This window comes from Streptomyces sp. NPDC048352 (assembly GCF_040651895.1).
Lineage (GTDB): Bacteria > Actinomycetota > Actinomycetes > Streptomycetales > Streptomycetaceae > Streptomyces.
This window is the reverse complement of the sequence record NZ_JBEZKZ010000042.1, coordinates 47307-62537: the sequence shown is the minus strand read 5'-3', so window position 1 is coordinate 62537 and position 15231 is coordinate 47307. Positions and strand designations below refer to the sequence as shown.

At 72.1% G+C, this 15231-nt stretch carries 12 protein-coding genes and 1 pseudogene; 4 read left to right on the top strand and 9 right to left on the bottom strand.

What is annotated here, in order from left to right; translation table 11 throughout:
- Window positions 1–81: 81 nt before the first annotated feature.
- Window positions 82–1557 carry an SDR family NAD(P)-dependent oxidoreductase gene (locus tag AB0D45_RS21760; protein ID WP_361608911.1) on the bottom strand — a complete coding sequence of 492 codons (1476 nt, stop codon included), beginning with the start codon at window positions 1555–1557 and terminating at the stop codon, window positions 82–84.
- 280 nt (window positions 1558–1837) lie between these two features.
- On the opposite strand from AB0D45_RS21760, the pseudogene AB0D45_RS21755 reads away from it, so the two are divergent.
- Window positions 1838–2653 (top strand): annotated as a pseudogene (locus AB0D45_RS21755) (DMT family transporter); the annotation flags it as partial.
- A 24-nt stretch (window positions 2654–2677) separates the two neighbouring features.
- On the opposite strand, the gene AB0D45_RS21750 reads toward AB0D45_RS21755, so the two are convergent.
- The 8 genes from AB0D45_RS21750 to AB0D45_RS21715 form a co-directional block, all read right to left on the bottom strand.
- Entirely contained in the window at window positions 2678–4021 is a 1344-nt protein-coding gene (locus AB0D45_RS21750) for a transglycosylase family protein (protein WP_362461515.1), read from the bottom strand.
- Window positions 4022–4354: 333 nt separating this feature from the next.
- Window positions 4355–4996 (bottom strand): aspartate/glutamate racemase family protein, encoded by a 642-nt coding sequence (locus AB0D45_RS21745; RefSeq protein WP_362461512.1) that lies wholly within the window; start codon window positions 4994–4996, stop codon window positions 4355–4357.
- Window positions 4997–5098: 102 nt separating this feature from the next.
- Complete coding sequence (panD, locus tag AB0D45_RS21740; RefSeq protein WP_362461509.1) at window positions 5099–5518, bottom strand: aspartate 1-decarboxylase; 420 nt, start codon at window positions 5516–5518, stop codon at window positions 5099–5101.
- Between the two features lie 64 nt (window positions 5519–5582).
- A complete protein-coding gene (locus AB0D45_RS21735) occupies window positions 5583–6968 on the bottom strand; it encodes a chloride channel protein (protein WP_362461506.1) in 1386 nt (461 codons plus the stop codon).
- Between the two features lie 184 nt (window positions 6969–7152).
- Window positions 7153–9018, bottom strand: coding sequence for a glycoside hydrolase family 15 protein (locus AB0D45_RS21730; protein ID WP_362461503.1), 1866 nt, complete (start codon window positions 9016–9018; stop codon window positions 7153–7155).
- A 91-nt stretch (window positions 9019–9109) separates the two neighbouring features.
- Window positions 9110–9529: an SHOCT domain-containing protein gene (locus AB0D45_RS21725; protein ID WP_362461499.1), complete on the bottom strand. Its 420-nt coding sequence runs from the start codon at window positions 9527–9529 to the stop codon at window positions 9110–9112.
- 73 nt (window positions 9530–9602) lie between these two features.
- On the bottom strand, window positions 9603–10436 hold the full coding sequence (locus AB0D45_RS21720) for a class II glutamine amidotransferase (protein ID WP_362461496.1): 834 nt from the start codon (window positions 10434–10436) through the stop codon (window positions 9603–9605).
- A 354-nt stretch (window positions 10437–10790) separates the two neighbouring features.
- Entirely contained in the window at window positions 10791–12047 is a 1257-nt protein-coding gene (locus AB0D45_RS21715; RefSeq protein ID WP_362461493.1) for a DUF2254 family protein, read from the bottom strand.
- Window positions 12048–12637: 590 nt separating this feature from the next.
- Between AB0D45_RS21715 and AB0D45_RS21710 the strand changes: the two genes are divergently transcribed.
- The 3 genes from AB0D45_RS21710 (at window position 12638) to AB0D45_RS21700 (ending at window position 15227) form a co-directional block, all read left to right on the top strand.
- Entirely contained in the window at window positions 12638–13453 is an 816-nt protein-coding gene (locus AB0D45_RS21710) for a serine/threonine-protein kinase (protein WP_362461491.1), read from the top strand.
- Window positions 13454–13658: 205 nt separating this feature from the next.
- The gene (locus tag AB0D45_RS21705) at window positions 13659–14294 is read left to right on the top strand and encodes a hypothetical protein (protein WP_362461488.1); all 636 of its coding nucleotides are present in this window, start codon (window positions 13659–13661) and stop codon (window positions 14292–14294) included.
- A gap of 174 nt (window positions 14295–14468) precedes the next feature.
- Window positions 14469–15227: a DUF4142 domain-containing protein gene (locus AB0D45_RS21700; RefSeq protein WP_362461485.1), complete on the top strand. Its 759-nt coding sequence runs from the start codon at window positions 14469–14471 to the stop codon at window positions 15225–15227.
- The last annotated feature ends 4 nt before the right edge of the window (window positions 15228–15231 follow it).

Genomic DNA, 15231 nt, shown 5'->3' with positions numbered 1-15231 from the left:
CCCCGGCCGGGGGGGGGTGTTTTTGCACTTGCGTGGTGGGCCCGCGCTCACACCACTCGCCCCCGCGCCCCTCGGGGGTGACTACCAGTTGGCGGGCGCGTAGTCCTTCAGGAAGACCCCGTAGAGGTCCTCGCCGGCCTCGCCCCGCACGATCGGGTCGTAGACGCGGGCCGCGCCGTCGACCAGGTCGAGGGGCGCGTGGAAGCCCTCCTCGGCGAGGCGCAGCTTGTCGAAGTGCGGGCGCTCGTCGGTGATCCAGCCGGTGTCGATCGAGGTCATCAGGATGCGGTCGCTCTGGAACATCTCCTGGCCGCTGGTCCGCGTCACCATGTTCATCGCGGCCTTGGCGGCATTGGTGTTCGGGTGTCCCGCGCCCTTGTAGCCGCGGCTGAAGACGCCCTCCATCGCCGAGACGTTGACGACGTACGCCCGTCCGCTGGACGCCTTGCGCGCGGCCTCGGCCATGGCCGGCCGCAGCTTGCTGATCAGGATGAACGGCGACGTGTAGTTGCACAGCTGGGTCTCGAGCAGCTCCACGGGGGAGATCTGGTCGATGGTCTGCACCCAGGTGTTGCTCTCGACGACGTCCGGCAGCAGGCCGCCCGCGTCGATGGCGGTGCCGTCGAGGTGCCGCTCCAGGCTGGCGTTGCCGGCGACCAGGGCGAGGTCGGCGACCTTCTGCGCCTCGAGCCCGCTCACGCCGACGGGCAGCGCCGCCAGGCCGTCGACCGCACCGGAGTTGAAGGCGCCGATGACATGGTGGGCGGGGAGCTCGCCGGCGGGCAGCGGGGCGCTCTCGCCCTCGACCAGCGCGGCGTAGGCGGTGGGCAGGCGGCGCACGGTCTGCGTCGCGTTGTTGACGAGGATGTCGAGCGGACCGGCCTCGGCCACCTGGTCGGCGAGCGCCACGGCCTGGGCCGGGTCGCGCAGGTCGATGCCGACGACCTCCAGGCGGTGCATCCAGTCCGCGGAGTCCTCCATCGCCTTGAAGCGGCGGATGGCGTCCTTGGGGAAGCGGGTGGTGATGGTGGTGTGGGCGCCGTCGCGCAGCAGCCGCAGCGCGATGTACATGCCGATCTTGGCCCGGCCGCCGGTGAGCAGCGCGCGCTTGCCGGTGAGGTCGGCGCGGGCCTCCCGCTTGGCCCGGTTCTCGTTGGCGCACTCCGGGCAGAGCTGGTGGTAGAAGTAGTCGACCTCGACGTAGCGCGTCTTGCAGACGTAGCAGGAGCGCGGGCGCTGGAGTATCCCGGCGATCCGGCCCGCCTCGGTGACCGAGGAGGGCAGGATGCCCTCGGTCTCGTCGTCGATGCGCTCGGCGGAGCCGGTGGCGGTCGCCTCGGTGACGGCCTTGTCGTTGGCGGTCTTGGCGGCGCGGCGCTCCTGGCGGCGGCGCTGCTTGACCGTGCGGTAGATGCCGGCGGTGGCACGGCGTACGGTGATGGCGTCGGGGTGGTCGACGTCGATCTTGTCGAGCTCGTCGAGCACGCTGAGGCAGACGGCGAGGCGCTCGGGGTCGATGCCCGGCCCGTATGCGTGGTTGTCTTCGGTCACCGTCATGGCCGCTGCCGTTCCTTGCTCGCTGGTCCGCATCCGCCTGCTGCGGAAGTCCCCAAAACGGAAACTGTACGGAGCCGACACGCCCGGGACCAAACCCGTCCCCGCCCGCCTCACGCACCGCGAGCCGACTGTCACGGTATGGAACGGATCGCGGCCCTTCGTCCCCCGGGGGCCGGGTTGCGCATACTCCCGATGGTGTATGCCAGGAGGATGACTCGGCCGGCGATCATGCCGCCTCCGGGCGGATGAAGAGCTCGTCCGGGTGGGGCATGGTGAACGTATGAGTGCCCTGGCCCTGTCGGTTCTGCTCTGCCTGGTGTCCGCCGTCGCCTACGCGGGCGGTGCGATCGTCCAGGAACACGTCGCGGCGACCTCGCCGGACCGCCCCTGCGCGCCGCTGCGCCGGGCCGGCTGGTGGGCGGCGGTCGCGCTGAACGGACTGGGCGCGCTCCTGCACGTGGTGGCGCTGGCCTACGGGCCGCTGAGCCTGGTGCAGCCGCTCGGGGCGCTGACCATCGTCTTCGCGCTCCCGATGGCGGCCGTGTCCGTACGCCGCCGGGCGGGCGCGGCGGCGTGGCGCGGGGCGGTGCTGGCGACGGCGGGCCTGGCCGGGCTGCTGGCCCTGACGGGCGGGGAGGGGCGGGAGGAGCACGCCCTGGCGGGAGGCGAGCGGACCCTGCTGCTGGCGGTGACGGCGGCCGGGGCGGTGGCGCTGTTCCTCGCGGCGCGGCGGGCGCGCACGGCGGTGCTGCGCAGCGTGCTGCTGGCGGCGGCGGCCGGCTCGGCCTTCGGGATGGCCTCGGTGTTCACCAAATCGGTGGCCGAGGGCTTCTCGCCCGGTGCCGCGCTGGTCCCGCTGTGGCCGGACCTGGCGGCGATCGCCGTACTGGCGGCCACCGGGCTGCTGCTGTCGCAGGCCGCCTACCGGGGCGCGGGGCTGACCGCGCCGCTGGCCACGGTGACGGTCGTCAACCCGGTGGTCGCGGCCGCGGTCGGGATCTCGCTGTTCGAGGAGGGCTTCCGGTACGGGACCGCCGGGGCGGTGGCGGCGCTGGCGAGCGGCGCGCTGGCGGCGGCCGGCCTGGTCCTGCTCACGGCCGTGCCGCCGCACGTGCGGGGGTCAGATCCCGACGCCCTTGCCGCGGAGGTACTTCAGCGGGTCGATGTCGGAGCCGTAGCCGGGGCCGGTGCGCATCTCGAAGTGCAGGTGGGGCCCGCTCGAGTTGCCCGTCGAGCCGGAGCGGCCGATGCGCTGGCCGCCGGAGACCTGCTGGCCCGCCTTGACGCCGAGCGCGGAGAGGTGGGCGTACTGGGAGTAGCGGCCGTCGGAGTGCTTGATGACGACCTGGTAGCCGTACGCCCCGGCCCAGCCGGCCGACGCGACGGTGCCGGGCCCGACGGCCTTGACGCTGGTGCCGGTCGGCACCGGGAAGTCGACGCCCGTGTGGTAGCCGCTGGACCAGGAGGATCCCGCGACGCGGTAGGCGGTGCCGAGGGCGGCGTCGACGGGGGCGGTGTAGGCCCCGGCGCCCGCGGCGGGCTTCTGCTCCGCTGAGGCGGGCTTGGCGGCGGGTTTGGCGGCCGGCTCGGGTGCGGGCTTGGGCTTCGCGGCGGGCTTGGCCTGCTCGGGCTTGGCCTGCTCGGGCTTCGGTTGTTCGGGCTTGGCCTGCTCGGGCTTGGGGGCGGCCGGTTCCACGGGCTTGACCGGCTCGGCGGTGCGCGGCGGCTTCTCCGGGTTCTGGGCCGGCGGGGCGGTGGTGATCCTGAGGGTGAGGCGCTGGCCCGGGAAGATCAGGTTGGGGTTGGCTCCGACGGTGGACCGGTTGGTCTCGTACAGCGCCTGCCAGCCGCCCTCGACGTGCTGGTCGGCGGCGATCGTCGACAGGGAGTCCCCGGGCGCGACGGTGTACGGGTTCGGCAGCACGGACGTCCCGGTCGGGCGGGGCATGCTGACGGGGGTCGGGGTGGTGGCCTTGGTCGGCTGGATCCGGTCCATGGGCGCCTGCGCCGTGGCCCCGGCGGGCTGCGCGGCCGGCTTCCCGGTGCCGTGCGCCGGCTTGCCGGTGTCGACCGCGGGCGCCGGGCCGCTGCGGCTGAGCCCCGCCTGCGGGCCGCATGCCGGCCACGCCCGGGGCCCCTGCCCCTTGAGCACCTTCTCGGCGACGGCGATCTGCTGCGCCTTCGTGGCGAGGTCGGCGCGCGCCGCGAAGGCGGTGCCCCCGAACTCGCGCCAGGTGCTCTGGCTGAACTGCAGGCCGCCGTAGTAGCCGTTGCCGGTGTTGATGCGCCAGTTGTTCGTCGACTCGCAGGCGGCGACCTTGTTCCAGGTGTCCACCGAGGCGGCCTGGGCGTCCCCGGCGCCGATGAGGGGCAGCGCGATCCCGGCGCCACCCGCGGTGACGACGAGCGAGGCCCGGTTGATGCTGCTCGGCTGATACCGGCGGTGCCGGCCCCGTACACCCATGGGAGCCCCCCTGGAAGACATCAGGAACCGCACAACGTAGCGGCGGCCCGATGGTCTGACAAGGGCGACAACCGGCCGCACCTCGGCCGGAGTTGTAGGTTCCGTACGGGGTCCGGGTCAGCTGAGCGGCCCCGGCTGCGGGATCGGCGCGGGCCCGGGCGGCGGGGGTACGGGGTCGGGCTCGGGGACGGGCGTCGGCACCGGCGGGACCGGGCGCGGCACGGGCCCGGGTTCCGGCAGCGGCGGAACGGGAGCGGGGACCGGATCCGGCCCGGGGACCGGCGGCTGCGTCTGATCTGTGTTTCGCACCATGGCCCCCGCCTGCCCCCGATCTCAGCCCGTACGCCCCCCGGACGCAGCGGCGGACAGCGCGGCGGCCAGGCCGGGGGCCGGGCTGGAGAGGACGGGCGAGGAGGTCCGCAAGAGGCGGGCCGCGCCCGCCATGGAGGCCTGCGCCAGCACGATGACGTCCGCGTCCGTGACGGCGTCGGCCGCCTCGGCCACCGCGGCGAGGTAGCCGGCGGTGTCACCGGCCTCGAAGCGGGCCCAGGCCCCGGCGACGACCCCGCAGCGCACGTCGACGGGCCGCCCGGCGGCCTCCTCGGCGATCAGCTCCCCGGTCGGCGCGAGCGTCGACTCCAGCGCGGCCAGTACGGCGATCCGCGGGCCCCTGCGGACGGCCTCGGCGGCCATCGGCCGGTCCACCCTCAGCACCGGGAACCCGAGCCCGGGGCCCAGGGCCTCGGCGACGGCCCCGATGGTCGAGCAGGTGACCAGCACGGGCCCGCCGGAGTCGCGCAGCAGCCCCGCCACCTCCGCCTCCACCGCCTCCGGGCCGTGCACCCGGGCCCGCTCCAGCAGCTCCGGGACCACGAGGTGGCGCAGTACGGCCCCCGGGTGCTCCCTGTCGCGCAGCGCGTCGAAGACGGGGACGTGCACCGGGGAGGTGTGCAGCAGGACCAGCCCCGTCACCACGCGTCGCCGTCCCGCTTGCACCGCGCCCGGGCGGTCTCGACGGCCGGCAGCCGCCCGGGCTCCCGCTCGTTCACCAGCTCGACAGCCATGGGCCCCCTCCGCTCAGACGGCCACGGAAAGGGGGCTGCGCTCCTGGTCGGTCCCCGGCACGGGCGCGGACGGGTCCGCGCCGAGCTCGACGATCCTGTTGTCCCCGTCCACGTGCACGACGCGCGGCGTCAGCGCCCGCGCCTCGGCGTCGTCCACCTGCGCGTAGCTGATCAGGATGACCAGGTCCCCCGGGTGCACGAGATGCGCGGCGGCCCCGTTGATCCCGATGACCCCGGACCCCCGCTCCCCCTCGATCACGTACGTCTCGAGCCGCGCCCCGTTGGTGATGTCCACGATGTGGACGAGCTCCCCGGGCAGCAGATCGGCGGCGTCGAGCAGATCGGCGTCGATCGTCACGGACCCGACGTAGTGCAGGTCGGCCTGCGTCACGGTGGCGCGGTGGATCTTGGACTTGAACATGGTGCGAAGCATGAGATAACTCCCGGAATGTCTGCTCCCTGCCTGCTTCCCACAGGTCAAGGGCGTTCACCGGAGCCTACAGCGATTCGCATCCGCGGTCAGCTCCCCCAGGTCTTTCAGGACTCGTGCCGACCGGCTGCCGACGGCCCGCGGGTAGCAGTTCGGTGGCGACGAAGGCGATCACCGCCGCGAGGATGGCGATGGGCATCATGGCGGAGCTTCCCAGCAGGATGACGACCAGGACCACGCTGCTGACCGGCAGCCGCAGGGTGCTGGCGGTGGCCGCCGCCATGCCTGCCGCCATGGCCGGTACGAGGCCCAGACCGGGCAGGGGGGCCAGCAGGACTCCGGCGGCCGCTCCGAGGAAGAGCGCGGGAAAGACGGGGCCGCCACGGAGGCTGCCCAGGCAGAGGGTGTAAGCGGCCCCCTTGAGCAGCAGGACGGCGATCAGCGCACCCACGCCCCAGGCGTGCGGGTCGGAGGCCAGTCGCCCCAGGGTGGTTTGGCCCGACAAAGCGACATCGGCGGGGGTGCGGCCGGTGACAAGGGCGTAGAGGGCTGCGCAGGCCGCGGCTGCGACGGCGCACAGAACAGTACGGGAGCGCACGCCGCCCGCGATGTACGCGGCGAGGCGTCGGGCCGCCGTCAGTACCGGGTGCAGGAGGACGGCGAGGGCGATGGCGATGGGTATCGTCCACAGCACGTCCGCCGCGCCCAGGCGAGGGAGGGGCGTGGGCAGCTGGAGGCTGAGGCTGCCTGTTTCCAGCCCGGTCCACCGCCCGAAGCCGGTGAAGACCAGGGCCCCCACTCCGCTCGAGAGCAGGGCGGGCAGCATGACCGCGAACAGTTGCGGCCCGCCGACCCCAGCCACTTCGATCAGGAGTACCGCGGCGACCAGCGGGTTGCCGAAGATCGCCGCGATGGCGGCGGCGGCGCCGGCGGCGCCCAGCAGCGCGGTGCTCTGCGGGGTCGCCGGAGCCCGTGTGAGGTCGCGGAAGAGCAGGACCAGGGCACCACCCAGAGCGATCAGCGGTGCCTCCGGTCCCAGAACGGCGCCGAAGGGCAGGCTCGCGGCCGCGGCGAGCAGGACGCCCGGGAGTGTGGCCGGCGTGGTCCCGCCGGTGTGGAGACCGGACGCGGGGACGTGCCCGCCGGCGCCGGGCAGATGTGCGGCGACCAGACCGACGACGACGCCGGCTACCGAGAGCAGGGGGAGCGGCCACCACCACGGCGGAGCGTCCCGCCCCAGCCCGTGCGGAAGGTCCGCCCACAGGACGTGCTCCAGTTCGTGCAGTCCCACGAGGAACCAGAACGCGATCAGGGAGACCGGGATGCCGATGAAGGCGGCGAACGTGAGCGCCTTGAGGTAGCCGGGAGCGCGGAGCATGTCGCGTAGCCGGTCCGCCTCCTGCGGCTGCTGCCCTCTGCCGGGGTCCGCGGGTTGTGTGCTGGGCTCCGTCATGGATGGCCTTCTTCCTTGCCCATGACCAGGATTCTTGGGGATGGCCGCCGAAGCAGCGCCGGCGGCCGGATGGGGGTCGAACGGCCGAGCCCCGTTCCCGATGATCCGCCCGGCCGGCTTTCCCCGCCGCATGGGAGAGGGACTGCGGCTCGGTCACGTCTGCCTCCCTCTGCGGCTGCAGGCGTCAGGGAACGCTCGCAGCCCGGTCGAGTTCACTGTCGAGAGCGAGTGCGGCGGTGATGAGGGCCAGGTGGGTGAAGGCCTGGGGGAAGTTGCCGAGCTGCTCGCCGGTGAGGCCGACCTCTTCGGCGAAGAGCCCGACGTGGTTGGCGTAGGTGAGCATCTTGTCGAAGGCGTAGCGGGCCTGATGGACGCGGCCGGCCCTGGCGAGGGCGTAGACGTACAGGAAGGTGCACAGGGAGAAGGTGCCCTCGGAGCCCGCGAGTCCGTCGGGAGAGGCCTCGGGGTCGTAACGGTAGACGAGGCTGTCCGAGACGAGTTCGGCGTCCATGGCGTCGAGGGTGGAAAGCCAGCGCGGGTCCTTGGAGCTGATGAAGCCGGCCAGGGGCATGAGCAACAGGGAGGCGTCAAGGATGCTGCTGTCGTACTCCTGGACGAATGCCTGACGTTCCACGCTCCAGCCGAGGGTCATCACCTGCTCGAGGATCGCGTCTCGTGTGGCGGTCCAGCGGGTCAGGTTGCCGGGGCGGGCGTTGGCGGTGGCTTGGCGGATGCCGCGGTCGAGGGCGACCCAGCACATGAGGCGACTGTAGGTGAAGTCCTTCCGGCCGGCCCTGGTTTCCCAGATGCCCTCGTCGGGGCGGTCCCAGTTCTCACACAGCCAGTCCAGCAGGGCGGCGCAGCGTTGCCAGTCGTCGAAACCCACTACGTCGCCGGCCTGGCCGCCGCCCTGGGACAGTGCGTAGACGGCCTCGCCGTAGATGTCCATCTGCAGCTGGTCCGCGGCGCCGTTGCCCGCGCGCACCGGTACGGAGCCCCGCCAGCCCTCCAGGTGGTCGAGGACCTCCTCGCTCACGTACGGGTCGCCGTCGACCCGGTACATGATCTGCAGGGGTTCTCCGTTGGGAGCTCCGCCGTCCCTCAGCCGCTGGATCAGCCAGCTCCGGAAGGCGTGGGCTTCCTCGGTGAAGCCGAGGTCGCGCATGGCGCGCACCGACAGGGAGGCGTCACGGACCCAGGTGTACCGGTAGTCCCAGTTCCGCTCCCCGCCCTCCTGCTCCGGCAGCCCCATCGTGGCGGCGGCGATCGGCGCACCGGTGGGGGCGTACGTCATCAACTTGAGGGTGATGGCGGAGCGGTTGACCATCTGCTGCCAGCGACCGCGGTAGGTGCAGTGTCCGATCCAGCCGTGCCAGAAGGCACGCACCGCGTCGAACTCCTCCGCCATCTCACCTGGGCTGACCGGCGGTGGGGCCGCGGTGCCCGCGTCACAGACCGTCAGCAGGACGGCCGCGCGTTCACCCTCGGCCAAGGTCACGGCTGCCCGCACGTCCGTCCCGTCGGCCTCCAGGGCCACAGGGCCCAGGGCTTGCAGGTGCGCGGTGACGCCGGGTCCGTCGAAGCGGGCGGTGTCACCGTCGCACGTGAGGTCGTGGGGCGCCCGGCCGTAGTCGAAGCGCGGGCGGCACTCCAGGACGAAGCGCACGGTTCCACGTACCACCCGGATGACGCGCACCACTTGGTGGCGGTCGGTGGGGGTGTGCGGTTCACGGACGGGCATGAAGTCGATGACCTCGCCGACGCCTTCGGGGGTGAGGAAACGGGTGATGAGGACTGCGGTGTCGGCCAGGTAGAGCTGGCGGGTGATGACGTCCACGTTGTCCGGCGGTTCGCCCGGAGGGATGCGGACGGGGTCGGCGGTGATGGCGAAGTAGCCGCCTCGGCTGTCGTCGAGCAGGCCGGCGAAGATGCTGGGCGAGTCGAAGCGTGGTGAGCAGAACCAGTTGAGCACCCCCTCGGACGAGACGAGGGCACAGGTTTGCAGGTCCCCGATCAGACCGTGCTCGGCGATCGGCGGGTAGGGGCGCACCGGCCCTCCACAGGGGGTGGGAGCTGCCCGTCGGGGCAGCGGCGGCCCGTTGGCCTGCTGGGCCAAGGGATCTCCACGTCATGGGTGGTCCTCAGGCATTGAGGACTTTGGCCTTGGCCTGTTCGTACTCGGCTGCCGTGATGTCGCCGTGGTTCTTGAGTGCGGCCAGCCGGGACAGTGCCTCGGTGTGGTCGGTGGTGCCGGCGCTTTCGCGTACGTAGGAGCGGAAGGCCTGCTCCTGCCGGTGGGCCCGCTTGAGCTCTCGTTCGCCCATCCCGCGTCCTCGGGCGATCAGATAGGCGAAGACGCCCAGGTAGGGCAGCAGGATGACGAAGACGGTCCATCCCGTCTTGCCCCAGCCGTTCATGTCGTCGTCGCGGAAGATGTCGCCGATGACGCGGAAGAGCAGCATGAACCAAAGCACCCAGAGGAAGCACAGCATCATGGTCCAGAAGAGGTTCAGCAGGGGGAAGTCGTAGTCCTCTGCCAGGTTGAGCAGCGAGTTCTGCATGGTCCGCCTCCTTGGGTGGTCGAGGTCCCGCAAGCCCTGGGCGTGGTCCGCGGCTGCTGCATCACTGGTCGTGTCACGCAGGCACCGGGGCGAAGGGGTACAGCTCGTCAGCACCGGGCTGTACGACGCCACAGCTGCTTTCCGGCACCTCGTTCCAGGCGCCCGGCAGGTCCCCGAGGGGTTCGGACACGATGAGGCGGGTCTCCTCTGAAACCTCCCGCAGAAACGCGACGTCGGGGTGCAGCCTGCGCAGTGCGTCCACCCGGCTGCTGTAGAACAGCGACCGGGACGCGTGCCCGCTGGAGTAGCGGAAGGCCCAGACGCGTTCGCCGTCGGTGATGGCCAGGGTCATCTGGAGGGGGAACTCCACGCCGTGGTCACGCCCGGCGCGCTCGACGACTCCCGCCATCCGGGCTACGGCGGCCGGCGGGTCGTGCTCCAGGCCGAAGGTGAGGGCCAGATAGAACATCACCTCGGAGTCGGTCGTCCCTTCGAGGTCGGCGTAGAGCGCGGCGTCCACGAGCAGGGTCAGGTCACGGCGCATGAGGTGGAAGCCGGAGATGGCGCCGTTGTGCATGAACATCCAGCGGCCGTGACGGAACGGATGGCAGTTCGACTGCTGCACCGCGGTGCCGGTCGACGCCCGGATGTGAGCGAAGAACAGCGGTGAGCGGATGTGGTCCGCCATCTCCCGCAGGTTGCGGTTGTTCCAGGCAGGACCGACGTCTCGGAGCAGGGCCGGCGTCTTGTTGTCCTCCGAGTACCAGCCGACGCCGAACCCATCGCCGTTCGTGGTCTCCACGCCGAGCTTGGAGTGCAGGCTCTGGTCGATCAGTGAGTGGGCGGGTTTGAAGAGGATGGTGTCGAGCAGCATGGGTGTCCCCGAATAGGCGAGCCATCGGCACATCTGCGATCACCTGGGTCCTTCAGCATGCCGGGAAGGAACGTGCTTCCCGGTCGCTCGGAGTGGCGCTGCCCGACGAGTTCGCGCGTCACCCCTTCGCCGCGACCGCCATGGTGGGTGGGAGCCACCCCGGCATGGATTGCCGCGGATTCTGCGGGCGACATCCTGGGGATCTTGTCCGGCATTCTCATTCTCGGCTCCGCCTTCGGGGCGCGCCACACGGGGGCGGGAACACGGCGCCCGCGTATCCGGAGGCACCGCTGTGGTGGTGGATCCAGCACCTCCGGCTGGGCGGCCCCCGAGACCGTCAGTGGTCACGGGTGCAGGCCGGGCCGATGGCTTGCCCCTCCCCCGGTGCTATCCGTCTTCGGCAGCTGTCCAGACGAGCGGGTACGCCCCATTGCCGGTTCGCTCGACCCATTGGAGCCGGTCGTACACCACTGCACGCCGGCACTCCGGGGCGTGCTCTGCCAGCCTGTGCAGAAGGTCGCGCATTCTGCGCAGGGCCATCGGGGAACCGGCGGCGGCGAAGACCACGTCGTCGACGGCGGTCCGGACGTACCGGTCCCAGCCGGGCACGGGGACGCTCACCCGCAGCCGTCCGGCAGGGTCGTGGAACCGGCCGATGTCCAGGTCCCGGTCGGCGAGGCGGATCAACAGGTCCTCGAGGCGGTCCATGACCTCCACCGCCGTGGCCGGATCGTTCACCGCCGGGGACAGGGCACGGAGAGCGATGTCGGCGAGGAGCCTGAACGGCAGTTCGGGGTCCTGGCCGAACGTCCGCTCGACCCCCGTCGACAGGACCGCGCGCAGTGCTGTCTCCGCCGGACCGCCCGCCGTCACCTCGGCGAGGACCATGCCCCCCGACAGGGTGGCACCAGGCGCGACGCGGAAGGCAACCGTGGAGTCGTGTTCCTGCGTGATGCCCATGAGGGCGGGCACGTCGATCGCGTGCAGTACGGCGGGCGGTGCCGCCCAGCGGACCGTGACGCCCGCGCCGGCCGCGGAGGGCTGCGAGGTGGCGGCACCGTCCCGGGCGTACGGGCGTGGGTACAGGCCGTCGTAGAGACGGTGCGCACGGGCGGTGATCGCGGTCAGAGAGTGGCCGAGCTGAATCGAGTCGAAGGCCTTCATCTGCAGCGTACGCATCAAGCCGAGGGCGACCAGCGTGAGGAGCATGGCGGCGCACGGGACGAAGGCGGAGACACTCTCCCGCGTACCGATGGTCAGGGCCGAGGTGATGCAGAAGACGAACACGCCGACGGTGAAGGCGAACGCCCGCCAGACGATCGGTTCGTCGCGGAACAGACCAAGGCGCGGTGTGAACGTGCTCGCGGAGAACTGCACGACCAGGAACAGCATCGAGTAGATGATGCTCACCAGGCTGACAACGCCGAAGCCCAGGGTGAACAGGACGCTGACCACCCGCCCTGCGGCCACCTGGGGCCCCGCCGTGACCAGGGGGGCCAGCAGGCCCAGCACCAGCCCGGCGACCGCGCACAGCAGTTGGGACAGGTCCTTGCGCAGGGCGCGCGTGGGCCGCTGGAACAGCGCGCCGCGCCGACTCCGTTCCCGTACCCCGGGGCGGGCGGGGCCGTCAGCAGAGCCGGGCATCCGGTCTCCTCCAGGGTCATGTCTCGAGGGTGGGTCGCGGCCGCCTCCCGGCGCCGCCCCGGGGCAGCGGCCCCGGAGTGGGCGGCGCGGTGGGCGGTGGTCCGGTCTGCGGTGACCCGGGAGCCGTCCACCCGCACGTCAGCCGCTCCGGTGATCCGGTGGACGGCTGTTGCTTCGATGTCGGGGGTCGAGGCGAGCGGGGAGACCGTCCACGCGTACCGCCCGGTGTCGAACACGGTGTCGTGCACCCAGACGGTGAGAAGTGAGGTCTGCGCGAGGATGCACGCGAGCGCCCGGTGCGGGCGCCTCGGCGGGTGGCTCGGACGGCAGGCTCATGGCGCTCCCCGGGGACGACGGAGGTGAAGGCCGTTTCCCGGCCATTGGACACGTCGCGCCGCGGTCTTGCGCGTCAGGTTGAGCTCAGCGTGTGATGCGCCCCACGTCTCCGGCGCAGTCGGAGGGCCGCCGTAGGCACGAGCCGCCACCTGCCCCGTTCCGGACCGGTGTGGCCGCCAGACCGCACACCCGGCATCGCCCCGCAATTCACTGCACGCCGGCACGCCGGCACGCCGGCTGACAGCATGCGGGACATGACGACGCACCCGTTCGAGGCCGTGACGCACACCCCGGCGGTCGAGCCTCTGCTGGACCGGCTGGGCACCGTGTTCCGGAGGTTCGACGATCAAGACTCCGGCTGCACCTCCTATGGACTGCTGGCATCGGGGCAGCGCTGGTTCGTGAAGACGGCGTCGACGCCCGAAGCCGTGCCGTCGTTGGACAGGGCGATCTCCGTTCACGGTGCCATCTCACATCCGGCCGTCGTGCCCCTGGTGCATTCCTTCACCACGGACATCGGCCCTGCGCTCGTCCATCCGTGGACGAGCGGTGAGGTTCTCTACCACCCGACCCGGTCACGCCACGGCGGACGGGTCGCTCCCGGCAGCCCCATGGCAAGGTTCAGGGCTCAGCCGGTCGCCCACGTCGACATCGCCCTGCAGACCCTGCTCAGCGCCCACCTGGCCGTCGAGGACGCCGGGTACGTGGCGGTCGATTTGTACGACGGCTGCATGCTCTACGACTTCGAGCGGCACCGCATGATGCTCTGCGATCTGGACGAGTACCGCCCCGGACCCTTCGAGCTGGAGGCGGACCGGCTGCCCGGCTCCAGCCGCTACATGGCGCCCGAGGAGTTCGTCCGCGGCTCGGTCATCGACATCCGCACCACGGTCTTCAACCTCGGCCGGGCACTGCGGCTCCTCCTCGACTCCGGCGACGAGGAGAACCAGTGGCGCGGAACCCCCGCCCAGCTGGCTGTCATCGCAGAGGCGACCGCGCCTGAGCCGGGGAACCGGCTGCCCTCCGTGCGCGCCCTCGCCGATGCCTGGCAGGCGGCGGGGAAACGGTGAACCGGCCTCGGGTGAGGAGCTTCGCGAGCAGGACCACTCCGGAGGGCGGATCGATCACCGGCTGGATCAGGAGTGCGTCGACGCCGGCCCTTCCACGGTCGTGATGCGGGCTCGCGCAGGCCGCGTCCTGCGCGTCGTGCCGCCGACCGGATGGCCTTGGCGGGCGTTTCGTCTGCGGACGCGCCGCGCGGGGTAGTACGGTTCCGTGCTGTCTTTGCCTGCCGACCACCGCGGCCTGCGTGAGCGCTTCGCCGAAGAGGGCTACGTGCCCCTCCCCGGTCTCGTGCCCCTGGAGCGGCTCACGCTGTTCCGGCGCGAGATCCGCCGTCTCGAAGCGCTGGCGGCACACCGCGATCCCGCGGCGGCCCGGCCCCCGGCCGCCCTCGACGGGCTGGTCATCGCCGCGGAGTCCGAGCTGATCCCGCGCGTCTACCACGACCCCGCCCTGATCGAGCTGGTGCGCGGGATCTCCGCGATGGAGGCCGTGCCCGTCGCCGATCCGCTGGAGCGGCACGTGGTCGACATCCTGCACCGGCACGGCGAGACGCCGGGCACGCACGTCCACCCCCACCCCCACCCGCACCCGCTGGCCCTCGTCGTCTTCGCCGAGGCGCCGGGCTCGGCCCGGGACGGCGGCCTGCTGCGGTACGGTCCCCGGGGCGCGGCCGCGGCGGTGCTGGACGAGGCCGCCCGCCGGGCCCACCACCGGCCCGGCGACGGCTACCTGCTGCGCTGCGACACCACCGCCCACCAGGTCACCGGCCTGCGCCGGCCCGGGCTGCGGCGGGTCGCGCTGCACTTCGCGTACACCACGCCCGACCGGCAGACCGCGGCAAGATAGCAGTCCCGCGAGGGCTTGCCCGGATGTTTATCCGATGGTGATGGTCCTTCCGCAGCGGCACCGGACGGGGCACTAGCGTCCCGTGGCACCCCAGGAGTGCGGGTGCGCACCGCAGGCCGCGTACCGCCACTGCCGCCCCGCGCCTCCTGCCGGCCCACGGAGCGAGGAGGCACAGTGCTGTCATTGCGGCGGCGATCCGTCAGCGGCTTGTCGGTGGCCACGAGGTACACGATCGGGAGCGGTCTCGTCATCGCCGCCCTGGCCGTCACGCTCATCGCGCTGCTGATTCCCGTCTCGAAGTTCGGCGACCGGGCCTCGGCCGCCGCGGCGGGATCGGCCGCCAAGCCCGGTATCGACGACGACGGCGCGGGGACCATGAGCACGGCCTACGGGCCCCTGACCGCCGCGGACCGGGACTTCGTACGCAAGGTGCGGCTCGCCGGGCTGTGGGAGGGCCCCGCCGGGCGGCAGGCCCAGCAGCGCGGGATCCGCCCCGCGGTGCGCACGGCCGGGATGCACCTCGTGGAAGGCCACGCCGACCTGGACCGCCAGGTGATCCAGGTGGGCCAGGCCCTCGGCGTGGACCTGCCCGACAAGCCCAGCGCCCAGCAGCAGGACTGGCTGAACCAGATGACGAACGCCCCCGACAGCGAGTACGAGCGGCTGTTCGTCCAGCTGCTGCGCCGGGCGCACGGCAAGGTGTTCGCGCTGCTGGCGCAGATCCGGGCGCAGACCCGCAACTCCATGGTCCGCGCCCTCGCCACCTCGGCCAACGCCACCGTGCTGGACCACATCACGGTCCTGGAGGAGAGCGGGCTGGTCGACTTCGACTCCGTCTCCGACGCGAGCCCCGCACCCGCCTCCCCCGCCCCGGTCCACCACCAGGGGGCCGCGCCCCCTCAGATGTCCGACCGACGAAACGAAGTGAAGTGATCGT

Coding starts and splice junctions, on each gene's coding strand:
- AB0D45_RS21760 (WP_361608911.1), bottom strand. CDS start 1,557: ATGACGGTGACCGAAGACAACCACGCATACGGGCCGGGCATCGACCCC.
- AB0D45_RS21710 (WP_362461491.1), top strand. CDS start 12,638: ATGACGACGCACCCGTTCGAGGCCGTGACGCACACCCCGGCGGTCGAG.
- AB0D45_RS21750 (WP_362461515.1), bottom strand. CDS start 4,021: ATGGGTGTACGGGGCCGGCACCGCCGGTATCAGCCGAGCAGCATCAAC.
- panD (WP_362461509.1), bottom strand. CDS start 5,518: ATGCTTCGCACCATGTTCAAGTCCAAGATCCACCGCGCCACCGTGACG.
- AB0D45_RS21725 (WP_362461499.1), bottom strand. CDS start 9,529: ATGCAGAACTCGCTGCTCAACCTGGCAGAGGACTACGACTTCCCCCTG.
- AB0D45_RS21715 (WP_362461493.1), bottom strand. CDS start 12,047: ATGCCCGGCTCTGCTGACGGCCCCGCCCGCCCCGGGGTACGGGAACGG.
- AB0D45_RS21720 (WP_362461496.1), bottom strand. CDS start 10,436: ATGTGCCGATGGCTCGCCTATTCGGGGACACCCATGCTGCTCGACACC.
- AB0D45_RS21735 (WP_362461506.1), bottom strand. CDS start 6,968: ATGACGGAGCCCAGCACACAACCCGCGGACCCCGGCAGAGGGCAGCAG.